Consider the following 17,588-nt stretch of genomic DNA (forward strand, 5'->3'; position numbering starts at 1 on the left):
CTTAAGTAACTTTTTATTTTATTAATTTCTTTATTATTTCTAATACTATTTCTATTTCTTGGCTTATGTCTTTATAAAGTGAAATGAAATCCATAGTCTCATCCGCCTTCATTTCCCATTCGAGCGCATATTCCGAGAGTTTGAAAAGCCCTGATATTCCGGCGGTTCCCCTTAACTTATGCAAGATCATCAGAATCTCTGATCTATCTTTTGAATTGGTCGCATTTTCTATATTTGTCCTTGCCTGATCCAGTTGCTGAACAACCAGGCTCAAAAACATATTTCGAAATTCTGCATCACTGCCGATCTGTTCATCGAGCATATGCATATCGATATGTTTATCCGGAGCATCCGAATCGGTCCCATCATCAGGTTTACCAATGACCGTAAAATATTTTTCCAACATTACTTCCAGGTCATTTTGCCTTAGAGGTTTGGGGAGAAAATCATTCATGCCACTTTCCAGACATTTCTCTTTTTCGCCCACTACATTTCCTGCGGTAACGCCTATGATAGGCACTGTCTCGTATCCCGGTAACAGGCGGATCTGTTTTGTAGCCTCTATTCCGTCCATCACAGGCATCTGCACATCCATCAGAATCATAGAGAATTGCTTTTGCCTACATTGTTCCAAGGCTTCCAGGCCGTTCACAGACTCTGTAAGATTGGAATGAGGTGAAATCGCCTTCATCATCCTGTTGTTGAGAACCATATTGACCGGATTATCATCCACCAAAAGCACCTCCATTTCCTGAAAAACAGACAGATCCTCTTTCCTTATATCTTTTACAATCAATTCTTCCTTAAAACTATTCTTCTCCACACGTCTGAGTGTTTTGTAAAGCTCTTCGGACTTGATAGGCTTCATCAGGAAATAAGAGTTATCTTCCTTACGGAAGGAGTTGATGACATCATGTTCCTCGGACGAAGTATGGAGAACGATCAAAGGTGAAGTCTCATTACGTTGGCTGAACAGCTCTTTAATTTTATCAATAGTCTCCAGACCGGATATGACCGGCATATGGTAATCCATCAATATCACATCAAAATGCTCACCCTTCAATAGCATTTGCAAAGCTTCCATACCATTAGCAGCAAGCACAGACTCCACATTTTTATAGGCAAGCATGTGCTTCAGGATGATCCTATTTGCTTCGTTATCATCCACGATCAGAACACGTTTTATAGAAAGGATATCATTTTCGTCTTTTATCCCGGATGTTTCGTATGGAACCTCTATATCAAAGAAAAATACCGAACCCTTTTCCGGAGCGCTGATCAAAGAAAGATTACTTCCCATATATCCTAAAATATTGTTTGATATGGTGAGCCCAAGACCTGTTCCGCCATATCGTTTGCTTATGGAACTGTTTTCCTGTGTAAAGGCATCAAAAATATATTTCTGTTTGTCTGCAGGTATCCCTATCCCGGTATCCCTTACTGAAAAACGCAATTTGATATTTTGGTCGTCAAGATTCAACTTTTCGACCTTAAGTTCAATTTCACCCTGTTTTGTAAATTTGACAGCATTGCCGAGAAGATTGATCAGAATCTGCTTCAGCCTTGCTCCATCTACCAATAAGGTTTTTGGAAGCCCCGGCTCAATATTAAGGAGCAGCTCGATATTCTTCTTCTGTGACTGGTAGAGAATCACATTGATAACCTGGCTTACCATGTCGTAAACATCGTAAGGCTCTATCAACAGTTCCAGCTTACCGGATTCTATCTTGGAGAAGTCCAGAATATCATTGATGATGTTCAGCAGATTCTCACCAGACTCGTTGATATAATTAAGATATTGTGTCTGGATCTCATTAAGAGGAGTTCTCAGAAGAAGGTCGGAAAACCCTATGACGCCATTCAGTGGTGTACGGATCTCGTGGCTCATATTGGCAAGAAATTCTGACTTGGTCCTGCTTGCAATATCCGCCATTCTTTTGGCCTCTTTCAGTTCCTTATTGATGATGGCCGCATTTGTGATATTCTGAACAGAAACAATTATACCTCCTATTTCATCATCGGAAACGTACCAAGGTCCAACCTTCAGATTATAATGCTGCATTTCTTCCTTACCTTCGATCTGTACCGTAAAATCGTCATTGAGATAGGTATTTCCCTGTAATGCGGCCAGATATATCTCCTTTCTTTCTTGCGGTACATTGGGCGAAATGGTGAAGATATTCTGTCCGATAAGATCCAGATGGCCCATATTAAACTCATCCTTCCAACTGGTGCTGACAGCCAGATAGTTGAGCTCTTTATCAAACATCGCTATGGCATCGGGAACGTAGGTCGCAAAAGACTGCATCATTGCTTCCTTCTTTGTGACCTCCAGCAACATATTCTTGAATTGGTCGATATCCTGGATAATACCAAAGACCCTTACACATTCCCCGTTTTCGAATTCCGGTATCGCCTTCACCCTTACCCAGATCGTAATACCGTCATTCCGGACCAGCTGAAATTCTTCATCATAAGGGATACCCTCCTCGATTGCCCTGTTAAATAAAAATTTGACCCTGTCCTGGTTATCTTCTTTATAGAAACCGATTGCATTTTTTAGATCCGGCTGATAATTACCTTTTATCTTATGGATCTCCTTCGTACTTTCGGACCAAAATATACTATTTGTTTTCAAGTTCACTTCCCAGCCGCCGACCTGAGCCACGGAACTTGTCTGTTCCAACATTTTTTTTGTATGGAGTAGGTCTTTCTCCAAACTCATTCTCTCGGTTATATTAAGTGCCGTACTTACTACATAAGGTTTACCGTCCTCATCCACCTCCACAAGATTATGATACATCCATACCAGTTCAGCACCATCCTTGGTACTTAGAACCATCGTTCCAAAATCCTCTCTATTTTTGTTGATACGCTCAAGGTATTTTTCCAATGAAAGAAGATGGTCTTCAGGAACCAGATCTCTTAGATTAAGCGTTGCCACTTCTCCGGCAGAATACTGCAGAATTTCACGACCTTTTTCATTGACAGCAATGATATTGCCCTCCATATCATGCATACTCATCAATCCTATCGCATTCTCAAAAAAACTTCTGAAGCGCCTTTCGGAACTTTCCAGCTGGCGTTTCTCTTCCGATTGAGATGTAATATTGATCCCGAAACAGAATATTTCGGAAAACCTTTCGTTCTGCCTCAGAGACCACTCAACAATCGTAGAAGCAACATCCTGGTTTTTTGTAGATGTTGTAAATGACACCTCCTTTCCATGTTTCAGATCATCCATGGCGGACAAAAACCCTTCACTTTGACCTAAGAACTTTGCAAAATCCTGTCCGACAGCTTCTTCTCGTTTAATAGAATATATTTTTTCAAATGCAGGGTTAACGTCCTTAAATCTCAATTTACCATCAAGAACACAGATCATATTATTTGATATATCGAAAGTCTGCTGGAAATATTCGGCATTGGCAGTTTTTCTCTTGGATGTTAAAATTTTTGCAATAATATCCGAAAGTTTTTTAAGTGCCTCTATCTGACTTTCAGAAATTGTTCCAGGAGCATAATCGATCACGCAGATCGTGCCCAAAGCAAAGCCTTCCTCGTCTATAATTGGAACTCCGGCGTAAAATCTTATCCCACCTTCCAGAATCAAAGGATTATCGGAAGAGCGATCATCTAAAAGTGTATCATTGATCATTACCACCTCTCCCGAGGCTATGGAATATTGACAAAGGGTATTTTTTCTGTCCACGGAATCTATGGAAAGTCCAACGCAACTTTGTATCGTTTGCTCATCACTGCGCATAATCGCAATCAATGATGACGGGCATTGCGAAATCAGGCATGCCGTTTCTGCAAAGACGTCAAACTGCGGATCTTTGCCCAGATTCAACAGATCAAGAAAGTCTAATTTCTTCAATCGTTCTGCTTCGTTATCGGGAAGTGGATATCTATTCATCTTGCAGACCAAGTTATTTAAAAAAAATAATATTATTATAAATTTGACAAAAATAATACGTTATAATGTTTAAATATATAACATATAAGAAATAATAACAAAAATTATCTGTGTAATACCTTATTGAAAGACCTATAAAAATCAATTAGAGCATAGCATGCGGAAGTTTACAGAATAGTATTAAGGTGACAATATATATCATTATCTAAAAATATTGAGAGTAGAAACAGGATCTTGAGAATCACGTCAAGCCGGAAATGCTTATATCCCGTGATCTTTAAAGCGAATAAAATTTTGCGAGACAATATATGACCTCTAATAAATCATGTTTCTTTTTAAGTTTCATCAATGAATTGCAGATGGAATATTTATTGCATAAAATATCATCAACATCAATCAAGACATCAATATGAGAGCAATCTGGAACGGCGCAATCGGCTTTGGACTCGTCAATATTCCTATAAAGCTGTACTCAGCAACAGACTCCAGTACTTTGGACCTGGATATGCTGGACAGCAAAGACCTGAGCAATATCAAATTCAAAAGAGTGAATGCCAATACGGGAAAAGAAGTGGTCTGGGAAAATATTGTGAAAGGCTATAAAATCGAAGATAAATATATCGTTCTGGAAGACAAGGATTTTGAAGCCGCAAGTCCCGAGAAATCAAAGATCCTTTCCATCAATCAGTTCGTCAAAGAATCTGAAGTTGATACGGCCCTTTTTGAAACACCTTACTTTCTGGAACCTCAGAAAAATGGTGAAGCAGCCTATAAATTACTATTGAAATCACTAATCAAGACAAAAATGGCGGGAATGGGTTCATTTGTTTTGAGGGAAAGAGAAATCCTTTGCCTGATCCGACCTTATGAAGACAAGATATTGATGGTCAACAGGATGCGTTATCCGGAAGAAATGCGGGCTTATGAGGACCTCAAAATCCCATCTGGAAGCGCACCAAAACCCGCAGAACTGAAAATGGCAGAACAATTGATCAAATCTTTGGCAACAGAATTTGACCCAACGAAATATAAAGATACCTATAATGCCGACCTCCTAAAAATCATCAAACAGAAAGCCAAAGGAAAGAAAATAAAATTGACCGAAGTGAAAGAATCGGAAAGCAAAGCAACCGACCTGATGGCCATGCTGAAAGCGAGTCTGGAGAAGGGCAAGAAGAAAGTCGGGTAGAAATCAATAATTAATATTAACAATTAATAATTAAAAAATGGCTTTAGAGGATTATAATAGAAAGCGGAATTTCAAGGAAACTTCGGAACCTGAAGGAAAGGAAAAAGCGAGTGGCAAGAAGTTGAAATTCGTAATCCAGAGACATGCGGCCTCTCGGCTTCATTACGATTTCCGTCTGGAGATGGAAGGTGTTCTGAAAAGCTGGGCCGTTCCAAAAGGTCCATCATTGAATCCTTCTGACAAGCGATTGGCGATGATGGTAGAAGACCATCCGTTTTCCTACAGAACTTTCGAAGGTTCGATTCCAAAAGGAAATTATGGTGCCGGCGAAGTGGAGATCTGGGATGAAGGAACCTATGAACCCATCGAAAAAGTGACCGGAAAAAGTGATGATCTGATCATGCGGGCCGAACTTCATAAACAATCCCTTAAATTCATCCTTCATGGTAAAAAACTGAAAGGCGAATTTGCGTTGGTCAAAATCAAAAATCCGAAAGATGACAGTGCTTGGCTTCTCATCAAACATAAAGATCAATTTGCTGTAGATGAAGATTATAATGCCGAGGAACACACACTGAAAACATCCAAAGTAACCGCTTATCTCGCCGAGAAAGACGGTAAAAAAAAAATAACGCACCCGAAGGAATAAAGTCTTTCAAAAATTACGCGCCAGCACTAACTGGTGCGAAAAAATTGTCAGAATTTATCAAACCGATGCTCTGCAAAGTATCTGACAAAGCGTTTGACGACAAAGAATGGGCCTTTGAAATCAAATGGGACGGTTATCGTGCGATCGCAGACCTGCGGAAAGATGATATCCGGTTATACTCCAGAAATGGCATCGATTTTTCCCAAAAATTCAAAAAAGTGACCAATTCATTAAAGCTTCAGGAACATCATCTGATCCTGGACGGGGAGATCGTGGCTTATGACGATAAAGGAAAACCTAATTTCCAATGGCTCCAACAAATCGGTGACAATCCTAATCTGGCATTGACCTTTCAGGTTTTTGACCTGCTTTGGCTGAATGGTCATTCAACAGAAAACTTGTCTTATGTGCAACGAAAAGAACTATTGAAAGATGCTTTGATCGAAAATGAGGTCATCAAATTCAGCGACCATATCCTGGAAAATGGCAAAGAGTTCTTCCAAGTTGCAAAAGATATGGGTCTGGAAGGAATTATTGCCAAGAAAACCGACAGTCTTTATAAAGAAAATATCCGAAGTTCCGAATGGCTAAAAATCAAGATCCATAAAAGTGACGAAGCAATAATCTGTGGGTTTACCGAGCCGAAAGGTTCAAGGAAAAAATTCGGAGCCTTGATCCTCGGAAAATATCTGAATGGCGAAATGGTCTTTTGCGGTCATACAGGCGGTGGTTTCAATGACCAATCGCTTTCTGAGATCTATGATAAAATGCAACCACTCCTCACCCAAAAATCGATTTTCAAGATCACACCGAAAACGAATACCAAAGCGACCTGGCTGAGACCAGAACTGATTGCTGAAATCAAATTCACGGAACTGACCAAAGACCATATCTACCGACATCCGATCTTCCTGAGACTTCGTGATGATATCGAACCGAAAGATGTGGAATTCAATTCTGAAGATCAATCTAATAAAAAAATCATGAAGAAAGCCGAAACCAAAAAGAGAACCTCAAAGGAAGATATCATTAAAAAAATCGGGAAACAGGAACTGAAACTCACCAATCAGAATAAGATCTATTTTCCCGAAGATGATGTCACGAAAGGCGATGTGATCGAGTTTTATCAAAGTATTTCAAAATACATTTTGCCACATCTGAAAAACCGTCCGCAATCTATGAACCGCTATCCCAATGGCATCGACGGAATGAGTTTTTTCCAAAAAGATGCTTCGGAAGAAACACCAAGCTGGATAGAAACGCAGAAAGTCTTCTCGGAAAGTTCGGACAAATACATCAATTATATCATTTGCAACGACAAGGAAACTTTAGCCTATCTCAATAATCTCGGATGCATAGAACTGAATATCTGGACGAGCAAGATCCAAAAAGCAGATAACCCGGATTATCTGGTCCTAGACCTTGACCCATCAGACAAAAACACTTTTGAAGATGTGATCGAGACCGCCCAGGCTGTGAAAGAGGTTCTGGACCTGGCAGGAATCGAAGGTTTTCCCAAGACTTCAGGAAGTTCCGGAATTCATGTTTACATTCCGATGAATGCGAAATATTCCTATGACCAAGTGAAGGATTTTGGACATCTCCTGATGCAAATGGTCCAGCAAAAACTGCCTGATCTGACAACGCTGGAAAGGAGCCTCCAGAAACGCGATAAGAACAAGATCTATCTCGATCATCTTCAAAACCGACGTGGACAAACTTTGGCAAGTGTCTACAGCCTTCGACCAAAAAAAGGAGCTACCGTTTCAATGCCATTGGAATGGAATGAAGTAAAAAAAGGTTTGAAACCGACCGATCTTAATATTCATAATACTTTGGAAAGACTGAAAAAGAAAGGTGACATTTTTAAACCTGTTCTGGGAAAGGGAATTGATATGTTGAAAGCAATCAAGAAATTAGATGGTCCTAGTTAATATTTCTTCTTTGTAAAACCTGATCAACAGTTTTCATGATCTCGCTGTTTACAATTAGAAAAAAACACCGTTATAAATCGGTGTCCAGAAATAATTGTTCGAGATTATTTTGCAGCTGCTGCAGAAATTTTGTGCGGTTGACCTTGCGTGCCCTAATCTCTGTAAGCACCTTATGAAAATTCTGCAGATCCACCTCCAACATATCCTCAAAGGCCTTCATGGTCTCGCCAAGGCCCAGCGTTCCGGTATTAAAACAACGGCTGTGATGAAGTGCATAGATCAATTCGACCAAGGCAACCTTGGGCGCGGTCCATTTCAATCTACTTTTACCGATCCTCTCCCGTTCCTGACCTGTTTCCAATGCTTTGATGCCTACCATCAGAAAATCGACCAATTCATCATTTGAAATGATCGTTGCCACCTGATGATCGTAAAATGTCGTAAACCCTTCATCGAAACTATATAAATGATCCGGCCTATACCGACAATAGCATCTCACTCGCTTATCTTGCGACCTATTGTGAGACCAATAGCAAGTACCTTTCACACATCATCAAACTATATAGAAATAACGATTTCAACAATTATATCAATACACTTCGCATCAGATATATCACCAGCAAATTAAGAAATGAGCCGATCTACAGGAAATACAAAATTGCCATCTTAGCAGAGGAAGCCGGTTTTTCATCGCCCAATAAATTTTCGACCAATTTTAAAAAGGTCACCTCGATAACGCCCTCACTTTTTATTAAATCCCTTCAAAAGCCCGTATCATAAATGTCGTCATAAACACAAGATGAATCACATGATCCGTTCCACCGCTGTTCAATATCCCTATCTATCCGAGAAAACAGAAATGACAAAGAGGACCTTTATTGATAAAGGTTCTCAAAAAATACTGCCAGTTCACATTATGATGATCAATAAAACCAATGGACAAATCATCCTTTCTTAGTTTATTTGCCAGGTGTTTCTATTTTGCCGTAACAGGTGTGAATTATTGTTATCGAATCTTATTTAAGAAGAAGATATTCCTTCTCAGAAATCTCTCCCGTCCTGATCTTATGCAGCTCATCCAGATATCCGCCCACATGTCGATCGATCGAAGGATCTGGAGTGAAGTCGCTGGTATTTCTATATGTTCCGGACAATACGCCGTTATAATAGTAGAAAAAATACCTGTCGAATTGTTGGGCACTCAGTTTTGCCGGATTTTGCCCAAGAATATAGCCGAGACGGATAGCAGATCTCCTTTGTGCCCCGGTACCATGTGAATCCGGCATATTTGGCTGTGCATCACCAAACTGGAAGATAAAATTGGTGATCGCGGCAACCTGTTGGAAATTGGCCCTGTTGTTTCCCAAGTAATAACCCGAAAAGCCATCTGCCTCCAGTTCTTTTTCGCGCTGTGATGTCGCTTCCGCGGACAGGTTGAATTTAAATTGCAACTGGTGTCCGTATTCGTGGACCAATATCCCTATGTTCGCGATATCTCCCGCTTCGCTTTTTGCCTTATAGTACAAGGGAAAACCATAATAGATATAGCCTTGCTGATAAGACCTCGCATTGATATTGGCCTTTGCAGACGGATCTGACGGATCGTTCACGAATCTCATCACCGGAGCAGGCTGCCCCCAAAATGCCGCAATTTTCTGCAACTCCCCATACATCATATTGGTATCCACGGGAGACAACAGGCCTGTATACAACAAAGCCCCCGGAGACCAGCTCTGATCCACGAAGCCCATGGGCCTACCATCGCTGGTACTTTCTGTCTGAACAGGTCCGTCCACCCTATCGTCATTGTTACATGAGACCATTGCAGTGAGCATCATGCATGCAAGTGTGCATGCCATCAAATTTCTTAGTTTCATTTTAATGTTTTTTGTATTTAATGTCCTGTTACGATCCCAAATAAATGATGATCATATAAATGTACCGTACGTATTCTTTGTTTCTTCAAGTTGACCTAAGCATTCGAAACAATTGCCTGCAGCCAACCAAAATCGCCTTGGCAAATCAGCCAATAAGGAATTGGATGGTCCTGGAATTGAGCTTTCATAGAAGCCAGTAAAATGCTTATCAGCAAACATATGCCCTGGAATTTGAGATATTTCCCCAGCATCAAAACCAGTATCGGACCTATCGCCAATATCATCGTATTTCTTTTCATAAGCCAATTTATTTTCTTTTGTATATTCAATATCATACTATCCTTACTATAACCGGGGGTTAATATCCAGTATGAAGGTCTAGCTTAAAGTTCATTCCGGACCGATCAATATCGACCTTTTAAAACAATCTCCTCCGCCAACTGAATATATTGGACGGCCCCCTTGCTTTCCACATCATATTTCAGGATGCTTTCGCCAAAGCTCGGCGCCTCACTTAGCCTAACGTCCTGCTGATAATGGTATCAAAAACCATCTGAGGGAAATGGGACCTCACCTCTTCCACGACCTGATTCGATAACCTGAGCCTATTATCGAACATGGTCAACAGCAGACCCTCAATTTTCAGCATCGCATTGTAGGCCGCCTGTATCCCTTTGATAGTATTTAACAGTTTACCCAGTCCCTCCAACGCAAAATATTCACATTGGATCGGTATGATGACGGTATCCGAGGCGGTCAGCGCATTAACCGTGATGATCCCCAGACTCGGCGCACAATCGATGATGATATAGTCGTACCGGTCCTGTATATCTTCCAGCGATCTTTTCAGCATAAACTCCCTAGCCTCCTTATCCACCAGTTCAATCTCAGCAGCCACCAGATCAATATGTGAGGCAATGATCTCTACATTAGGCGTTGTGGTTTCCATGATGCATTGTTCAGGTGCAACACTATGCTCCAGCAGATGATAGGTGGAATATCGCACGTCCCCTATCCCTAAGCCGGATGTAGCATTGGCCTGGGGATCGGCATCCACGATCAATATCTGTTTTTCCAACACGCCCAATGCGGCAGCCAGGTTCACCGCTGTCGTTGTTTTACCAACACCTCCTTTCTGATTGGCTATACTGATGATCTTTGCCATTAATTACCTTTTTTTTCTTCAATACCTTCAATAGCCTGTATACATGGCGTCTTGCTTTCAGATCCCCTGTCCATTCGTAGATGTCCACTATATTTACCACCCGTATCCACTTTTAAAAATTCTACGACAAGATCACCTTCCACAATCCCGGTATCGGTAATATAAAGTTCCCTGCATGTCAGGTCACCGATGAGCCTACCGGAAATTTTGATAGAATCGCTACACAAAGAGCCTTTAATGACCGATGTCCCGCCGACAATAATCCCCTCTCCCATCATGATATCCCCCTCTATCTCACCATCGACCCTGATCACATGATCTCCCTTGATATTGCCATTGAGCTTTACCCCATGGGCTATAGTGGTGCTGATGGCCAACTGATCCAAATTTTTCTTTCTTTTCTGTAGTAAACTTGTAAGCATCTCATAAATTTAAATAGTCTTTGGGATCAATCCTTTGTCCTTTAAAAATAACCTCATAATGCAAATGCGGCCCGGTACTTCTTCCTGTGCTCCCCAATGCACCGATGACACTTCCTATCTTCACATCCTGACCAACGCCCACCCCGATCTTCGACAAATGCCCATACAAGGTCTCAAAGCCGTTATCATGACGGACTATGACACACTTACCATAACCTCCCCTTATCCCTGCAAAGATGACCTTTCCGGCAGCAGTTGCCTTTACAGGAGAGCCCCACTTCCCGGCAAAATCAAGCCCTTTGTGGAATTCCGACCCCGCCTTGCCGAAAGGGTTTCCACGCGTCCCAAAGCCTGAGGTAAAAACGGCGTCACTTGGCTGGCCCAAAGGGATCATTTCCAGCAGATCTCTCATCTTAAGAACAGAACACAGGTACTGGTCCGAAACCGTGTTCAGTGCCAACATATCATTAAATTCCTGCCGAGCTCCCTGTATCTTAAGTTTTTCAAGACCGCGAGCCTCCATGAAACGGTTGATCTTCAAAATGTTGTCATCAATTGCCATAAATGTATTTTTAGCCCTCTCAATGTCGACCGCTTTGCTGACCTTGCTACCGTACTCCAGCTTCTGATGGTAATAGGACCGGTAATATCTACCGTTCCTGTTATGAACATACCCTATCAACAGAGCCATCAGCAACATAACGAACATAACAGCGGCTACCAGCCAATACTTCCAATGTTTAAGAAGCATCGTGTGAACCTGCAATATCTTTGACCCTTTATCAGAGCTATTGACAAATATGACGGTTGTTTTTTCCCTGCCCATCTTAATATGAATTTAGATCATAACCGACTGTCCCGCATCATATCACTCTTAACAGTCCCTTACTGTTTAACAAATTCCCGGATGATAACCTTCGGAGCCGCTTTCTTGGAAACGATATTTTTTTTTACTCCACCGTTTCGAAATGTAATTACTACAGTATGGTCGTATTGCTCCCCACCTGCCCATAGGCTGAGATCTAGAACAATAATCCCGACGCAAATAATAGTTCTTTCTCTTTTTTGCAGAAGCTTTTACTGTCTTAAATTATTTTTCACTTTTATGTTTTGCTTTATTATAACAATTTTCATGGTCAAAAGTCTCAAAATGGAAATCCCATCTGTAACTAAATCCCATTTTCTTTGTAATGATATGATGACCTCCTGTGATCCCAGAATATATGCCCAAAAACAACACTTATATCTATACATAATATCCCTATCGATCGATGGATCGAAATGCAGGCGGCCTATCCATGCCTATTTTGATAGACCCCATGATCAAAGGACCAAGAAGATCATCAATCATTACTTCTATTATCTATCCAACGCTGTATATCCGGGTACAAATATAAAATAGCATCATCTCATACGCTAATGGAAACCAGTAGTTTAAGCACTAAAAGGTGTTAGAATTATCACTATCGGCTGTAGTTGTAGAATGATGGAGAAACCGGAAATATCATACACATCAATACCTCAGGTCAATTGCACAAAAGAAAGATCAGAAGCAAGCTCCTGACCTTGTATGTTAAAGCGACGATCACCTTTATGAAGGGAAATATCTATTATGAAGATGGATGAGATCGGCTATGGTATTGATCTTGAGCTTCTGGAATATCCTTTTTTTATGGGTACTTATGGTGGACATATGCAAATTCAAATGATTGGATATTTCCAGAACACCATCTCCTTTGATCAGGAGCTTGTAGATCTCGACCTCCCTTTCTGACAAGATATCGAACGGCAGTGCCGTAGTCTTTGTGCTGTCCCGGTTTACCAGGAAATCATGCATCAGTTCCTGTGGATAGTAATATCCCTTTTCGAAAATAGCCGTCACACTCTCAATGATCCTGGTGCCATCACTGTTTTTATTGAGATAACCCTCCGCACCCGCCAAGATATACTGTAGCGCAACATTTTCCCTATGCCCTGAAAATATCAAGATCTTCATATCTGCATTCAGGTCTTTCATCTCCTTTATCATATATTCGAAGAGGCTCCCCGGCATTTCTATATCCAGGATCAGTAGATCATAGTTATCCTGCGATACCTTCACAGTAACCTCATTATAATTTTCAGCATGCTCCACGATAAAATCTTTTGAATGGTTTTCAAGTATCAGCGCCGTGCTCATCCTAACAACATAATGGTCGTCAGCAATAAGAATTCTTTTTTTCATTTGTCAGTCAGTTTAAAGAGTCTATTTTATGTCAATATCAATTTCAATCAAGTGGTTACCATGCCAAAAAAATTTGAGACCGCAGTATACCAACGTGTTCCCTATGGTCTTTAGCCGTTCCAATATCATATTCTAAGCAAAAGGCTACAAATACATTGGCTCCTTTCATAATCCAATTGCTGTTTGCATCCAGAAGCCAAGTCATCAAATCATAAGTCTATGTTATCACTTTTAACAACTAATATATCTTCATGTTAACAAATTTAAATCTTGTTATACATTAGCAAATATTATTTCAGTCATATAAATTGTGATTTATTGTAGTATTAATACTATATAACTGTAGTTAAAATCATAATATTCCAGAAACATCTAATTTGACAAATAACAATACTTTCATTAGAATATTAAAAATCGTACCTGACAATATACTTCAATGTAAAGAGCGATTCGTACCACTGACCAATAAACCCGGACCATAATAAGTAAATTCATAGGTTTTGGTTCGGTACATTCAATATAATCTGCATTTAATTGATATTAAGCTGCTTGGAACAAAGTGACACCCTGTCTGTTGTATAGCTACGCTTAATAACAACATTATTTAAAAGATCTGATGCGGAAAATGGAGAAAGACCATCCGGGTCATGATCGAGTCGCCCTAGCCTTGGATGCAGGCATCCCCGATAAGAAAAGGATGTTTTACGATCGATAAAAGATCGATTATCTGTTAAAGCAAGTATCAAGTCAGGAATCAAACATTGCCTTTCGGGCTAGATCTCAGACGTACGGCAGATATAAAGAAAAGGAGATGAGCGGTGAGAATTCTGTTTAAAAAGACTTTGGAGATTTGAGGGCTAAGTTGAAGTCTAAGACAACGGTAGTCATTCAGGCGATCAATAAAAAACATAGGCTATGTCAGAATCACAGCTAATAGTGATTTTACATTTAAGAAAGTGGATAGTATTGCCAATGATATAACTTCTAATATTAATGAAATTAATTCCGCTTGGCTTAAGGCTTGGATCATCGACCTGAGAATTAATACAGGCGGGAATATGTATCCAATCTTATTGGGATTAAAAGAGTTTATCGGGGGTGACAATGCTTGTCAGCAACTCTATTCTTCAAACATTTTCAATAGAACACAAAGACTGGTATCCAAGTGAATTATTCGCACATTGACTGCCTACTGAAAAGCAATTATGTGGAAGGCTGAGATCCTCCAACTCCACAGTTTAAACAAAAAATATCAGACCGGTCAATTTGTAACTGCAGAAAAATTCGGGAATGCTTTTGAGGAATATCAAAGTGTATGTAAAGTTTTATAAAAAAGTTATTCAAACTAGACCCATAATCTCAAAACAAGATAAAAATCATATTTCTTATTTTAAATAAGTCTAAATAAACTTTGATTAAGTTGATCAAATCAATATTTTTGCACCCTATCTTTAAATAATCGGTGTGTTCAAATATTTATTTCTATTTCTTTTCAGTCTCGCTTTTATTAATGTCCAAGCACAATCCGAAAATTACCCGATCACCATTCAAGTTCTAAATGACCTGAAAACTCCTTTGGTGAATGCAGTCGTAAAACAAGACCATGAGAAAAACATGATCACAAATGCGGATGGAATTGCCGTCCTCTATCTTTCAAAAGGAAAACATACGCTACTCATCACCCTGGACAGTTATGATGAAAAAGAACTTCACATCCATGTGGAAGGCGCGCAAACCTATATTGTCGAGCTAAAAAAAGAGACCAAAATTGCAGAAGTTGTCATCACTGCAAAAGAAGGCAAAGGCCTGACCAGCAAATCTGTCATCAACAGACAAGCGATGGAACATTTGCAGCCTTCCAGTTTTGCAGACCTTATGGAATTGCTTCCCGGCGGATTGTCTAGAGATCCTAACCTCAGCACAACCAATAGAGTTTTATTAAGAGAAAATCCGGGTGGTCCTTCGTCTTATAATACAACATCATTGGGCACTCAGTTCATGATAGATGACAACGTTTGGAACACCAATGCCAATTTGCAAACCTCAGTTGATGATACCCAAATGGGCGAAGCTCCCAGAAACAGAGCCACGCCAGCCATTGGTGTGGATATGCGAACGATATCCACCAATGATATTGAAAAAGTGGAAGTCATCCGTGGTATCCCTTCTGCTGCCTACGGGGATCTGACCTCAGGCGTCATCAAGATCGAGAGAAAGATAGGATATTCACCTTTGGAAGCAAGATTCAAGGCTGATGGCTTTAGCAAACAATATTACGTTGGAAAAGGTTTTCTGATCAATAAAAATTGGAGCATTAATGCTAATCTAGATTATTTGGATTCTAAGCAAGATCCAACGGATGATTATGAAAATTATCAACGTGTCACAGCATCCTTGCGTTCCAAATTAAACACAACGCTTTGGCAAAAACCATTGGAATGGCGCTCTACCATCGATTTTTCCAATAACATCGATAAAAAGAAATACGATCCCGACACAGGTTATGCATTAACAGATTCCTATAAAAATTCTAACCAGAGAGTTAGTTTCACTAATAACTTCATCTATAAACTGGATGCAGCATCTATTTTTGATAAGTTGGCTATAAATACAGCCATCCGACAAGGTTTTGAAAGCATTGAACAAGTAAAACTAGTACAACTTTCCGGACCAAGAGCCCTTTCTTTGGCAACAACTGCGGGAGAAAATATTGGAATCTATCCTGATACCAGATATGTTGCAGAATCGTCAACCAATGGAAAACCATTAGATCTATCCATTTTTGCTCAAGCATCAGGCTCTCGAAAATTTGGGAAATTCAATAATCAATATGAAATAGGTCTTGACTGGAAGTATTCCAAAAACTTTGGAAAAGGTCAGCAATGGGATTTGACAACCCCTCCTTCCGCAACTATTGGAACAAGACCGAGAGAATTCAATGATATTCCTGCATGGCAAAATTTGGCCTTCTTCGCAGGGAATCAAATATCATATAACTTGAATCAACACAAATTTTCTCTGTACACAGGTTTAAGAGTTTCAAAACTTTTGGGAATAGATAACTCCTATATCATTAGTAAAAAGATATTTGCAGAACCAAGAATCAATCTCCAATATAATTTGCCTCATCTGATGATTGGCAATTATCCCTTGAAAACTGATGTAACTCTGGGCTACGGAATCTTGTATAAGCAACCAACTTTGCTGATGTTATACCCAAACAGCAGATTTACAGATTATGCCCAGGTCAATTATTATCACGATGATGAAAACTACCGCTATGTCAACTTTATGACTTACGTTCAGAATCGTGAAAATAAAAATCTGACGGCAGCAAAAAATATTAAAAAAGAAATCCGTCTGGATCTAAGTTATAGAGGTCACGACTTTTTCATCACCTATTTCAAGGAAGATCTTAATAATGGATTCCGAAGTACTTTGCAAACTAAAATTAATACTTACAAAAAATACAACACATCTTATATTGATTTATCACAATGGGGAGAAAATGGACCAGACTTAACGAATGTCCCATACGAAACCATTAGAGAATTTGGAAATTACACCATTACGGAAAACGGAAGCGCGACCATAAAAGACGGAATTGAGTTTGGTTACACTTCACCAAGACTCAAAGGTATTAATACAAAATTCACTTTGACCGGAGCTTGGTTTAAAACACAATACAGAAATACGGTTCCTGTCATAGAACGTCCAGAAATTTCTTTAGCAGGAAGCAATTATCCTTACTATGGTATCTATCAAAGCGACTTAGGTTACATCAATGAAAACCTAAATTATAATTTTATGATTGACACTTACATCCCGAACTTGGGATTGATTGTTTCCGCTTCTGTACAAGGCTCTCTGTACAACTATGAGAAAAAAGACGACAGAATTCCTGAGCCAACTTCTTACATAGGATTAGATGGTGTTGTACAGCCATTCTTGGACAGTGACAGGACAGACTTGTATAAACAGTGGCTTGTGAGAAATGTTTCTGTTACGGATAATATATCGACGAGGGAAACCTATACCATCCGAGCCAATTTTAAAGTCACAAAAATAATATACAGAAGCCTTAAGACATCGATGTTTGTCAATAGATTATTTAGCTACGAGCATTCTTATTACTTTTTGGGAAACAAAATAGAAAGACAAGGTGGAAACAAACCTTATTTTGGAATGGAACTTAATTATAACTTTTAA

General features: G+C 39.7%; 14 protein-coding genes and 1 pseudogene. 7 read left to right on the forward strand and 8 right to left on the reverse strand.

Annotated elements, in window-relative coordinates; genetic code table 11:
• Positions 1 to 13: 13 nt before the first annotated feature.
• Positions 14 to 3,919 carry a response regulator gene (locus RTX21_RS06540; RefSeq protein WP_312766181.1) on the reverse strand — a complete coding sequence of 1,302 codons (3,906 nt, stop codon included), beginning with the start codon at positions 3,917 to 3,919 and terminating at the stop codon, positions 14 to 16.
• A gap of 409 nt (positions 3,920 to 4,328) precedes the next feature.
• On the opposite strand from RTX21_RS06540, the gene RTX21_RS06545 reads away from it, so the two are divergent.
• The 3 genes from RTX21_RS06545 to ligD are packed head-to-tail and all read left to right on the forward strand — an operon-like array spanning position 4,329 to position 7,691.
• Positions 4,329 to 5,108 carry a Ku protein gene (locus tag RTX21_RS06545; protein ID WP_312766184.1) on the forward strand — a complete coding sequence of 260 codons (780 nt, stop codon included), beginning with the start codon at positions 4,329 to 4,331 and terminating at the stop codon, positions 5,106 to 5,108.
• Between the two features lie 37 nt (positions 5,109 to 5,145).
• Entirely contained in the window at positions 5,146 to 5,757 is a 612-nt protein-coding gene (locus RTX21_RS06550; protein ID WP_312766186.1) for a DNA polymerase ligase N-terminal domain-containing protein, read from the forward strand.
• A gap of 44 nt (positions 5,758 to 5,801) precedes the next feature.
• The gene (ligD, locus tag RTX21_RS06555; RefSeq protein ID WP_312766188.1) at positions 5,802 to 7,691 is read left to right on the forward strand and encodes a DNA ligase D; all 1,890 of its coding nucleotides are present in this window, start codon (positions 5,802 to 5,804) and stop codon (positions 7,689 to 7,691) included.
• A gap of 70 nt (positions 7,692 to 7,761) precedes the next feature.
• Here the strand turns inward: ligD and RTX21_RS06560 are convergent, their stop codons facing one another.
• A complete protein-coding gene (locus RTX21_RS06560; protein ID WP_312766190.1) occupies positions 7,762 to 8,238 on the reverse strand; it encodes an RteC domain-containing protein in 477 nt (158 codons plus the stop codon).
• Here RTX21_RS06560 and RTX21_RS06565 point away from each other — a divergent pair.
• Both RTX21_RS06565 and RTX21_RS06570 read left to right on the forward strand, forming a co-directional pair.
• On the forward strand, positions 8,184 to 8,471 hold the full coding sequence (locus RTX21_RS06565) for a helix-turn-helix domain-containing protein (protein WP_312766321.1): 288 nt from the start codon (positions 8,184 to 8,186) through the stop codon (positions 8,469 to 8,471). The two genes, RTX21_RS06560 and RTX21_RS06565, sit on opposite strands and share 55 nt — an antisense overlap.
• Positions 8,472 to 8,490: 19 nt before the next feature.
• Entirely contained in the window at positions 8,491 to 8,649 is a 159-nt protein-coding gene (locus RTX21_RS06570; RefSeq protein WP_312766191.1) for a hypothetical protein, read from the forward strand.
• A gap of 58 nt (positions 8,650 to 8,707) precedes the next feature.
• Here the strand turns inward: RTX21_RS06570 and RTX21_RS06575 are convergent, their stop codons facing one another.
• The 6 genes and pseudogenes from RTX21_RS06575 to RTX21_RS06600 form a co-directional block, all read right to left on the reverse strand.
• Positions 8,708 to 9,568 carry a metalloprotease gene (locus tag RTX21_RS06575; protein ID WP_312766192.1) on the reverse strand — a complete coding sequence of 287 codons (861 nt, stop codon included), beginning with the start codon at positions 9,566 to 9,568 and terminating at the stop codon, positions 8,708 to 8,710.
• 95 nt (positions 9,569 to 9,663) lie between these two features.
• Positions 9,664 to 9,867: a hypothetical protein gene (locus RTX21_RS06580; RefSeq protein ID WP_312766193.1), complete on the reverse strand. Its 204-nt coding sequence runs from the start codon at positions 9,865 to 9,867 to the stop codon at positions 9,664 to 9,666.
• A 105-nt stretch (positions 9,868 to 9,972) separates the two neighbouring features.
• Positions 9,973 to 10,733, reverse strand: a pseudogene (locus RTX21_RS06585) (ParA family protein).
• On the reverse strand, positions 10,733 to 11,155 hold the full coding sequence (locus RTX21_RS06590; RefSeq protein WP_312766195.1) for a polymer-forming cytoskeletal protein: 423 nt from the start codon (positions 11,153 to 11,155) through the stop codon (positions 10,733 to 10,735). The pseudogene RTX21_RS06585 and the gene RTX21_RS06590 overlap by 1 nt, the downstream one beginning before the upstream one ends.
• A 1-nt stretch (position 11,156) precedes the next feature.
• Complete coding sequence (locus tag RTX21_RS06595; protein ID WP_312766196.1) at positions 11,157 to 11,981, reverse strand: M23 family metallopeptidase; 825 nt, start codon at positions 11,979 to 11,981, stop codon at positions 11,157 to 11,159.
• Between the two features lie 765 nt (positions 11,982 to 12,746).
• Positions 12,747 to 13,379 (reverse strand): response regulator transcription factor, encoded by a 633-nt coding sequence (locus RTX21_RS06600; protein WP_312766197.1) that lies wholly within the window; start codon positions 13,377 to 13,379, stop codon positions 12,747 to 12,749.
• A gap of 908 nt (positions 13,380 to 14,287) precedes the next feature.
• Here RTX21_RS06600 and RTX21_RS06605 point away from each other — a divergent pair.
• A complete protein-coding gene (locus tag RTX21_RS06605; RefSeq protein ID WP_312766323.1) occupies positions 14,288 to 14,548 on the forward strand; it encodes a S41 family peptidase in 261 nt (86 codons plus the stop codon).
• A 295-nt stretch (positions 14,549 to 14,843) separates the two neighbouring features.
• Positions 14,844 to 17,588 carry a TonB-dependent receptor gene (locus RTX21_RS06610; RefSeq protein WP_312766199.1) on the forward strand — a complete coding sequence of 915 codons (2,745 nt, stop codon included), beginning with the start codon at positions 14,844 to 14,846 and terminating at the stop codon, positions 17,586 to 17,588.

The sequence above is a fragment of the Epilithonimonas sp. genome, from assembly GCF_032054305.1.
Taxonomy (GTDB): domain Bacteria; phylum Bacteroidota; class Bacteroidia; order Flavobacteriales; family Weeksellaceae; genus Epilithonimonas.

What these genes read in the sequence shown, in the direction of transcription:
- RTX21_RS06540 (WP_312766181.1), bottom strand. Translation starts at nt 3,919, where the DNA reads ATGAATAGATATCCACTTCCCGATAACGAAGCAGAACGATTGAAGAAA.
- RTX21_RS06545 (WP_312766184.1), top strand. Translation starts at nt 4,329, where the DNA reads ATGAGAGCAATCTGGAACGGCGCAATCGGCTTTGGACTCGTCAATATT.
- RTX21_RS06550 (WP_312766186.1), top strand. Translation starts at nt 5,146, where the DNA reads ATGGCTTTAGAGGATTATAATAGAAAGCGGAATTTCAAGGAAACTTCG.
- RTX21_RS06570 (WP_312766191.1), top strand. Translation starts at nt 8,491, where the DNA reads ATGAATCACATGATCCGTTCCACCGCTGTTCAATATCCCTATCTATCC.
- RTX21_RS06575 (WP_312766192.1), bottom strand. Translation starts at nt 9,568, where the DNA reads ATGAAACTAAGAAATTTGATGGCATGCACACTTGCATGCATGATGCTC.
- RTX21_RS06580 (WP_312766193.1), bottom strand. Translation starts at nt 9,867, where the DNA reads ATGAAAAGAAATACGATGATATTGGCGATAGGTCCGATACTGGTTTTG.
- RTX21_RS06590 (WP_312766195.1), bottom strand. Translation starts at nt 11,155, where the DNA reads ATGCTTACAAGTTTACTACAGAAAAGAAAGAAAAATTTGGATCAGTTG.
- RTX21_RS06595 (WP_312766196.1), bottom strand. Translation starts at nt 11,981, where the DNA reads ATGGGCAGGGAAAAAACAACCGTCATATTTGTCAATAGCTCTGATAAA.
- RTX21_RS06600 (WP_312766197.1), bottom strand. Translation starts at nt 13,379, where the DNA reads ATGAAAAAAAGAATTCTTATTGCTGACGACCATTATGTTGTTAGGATG.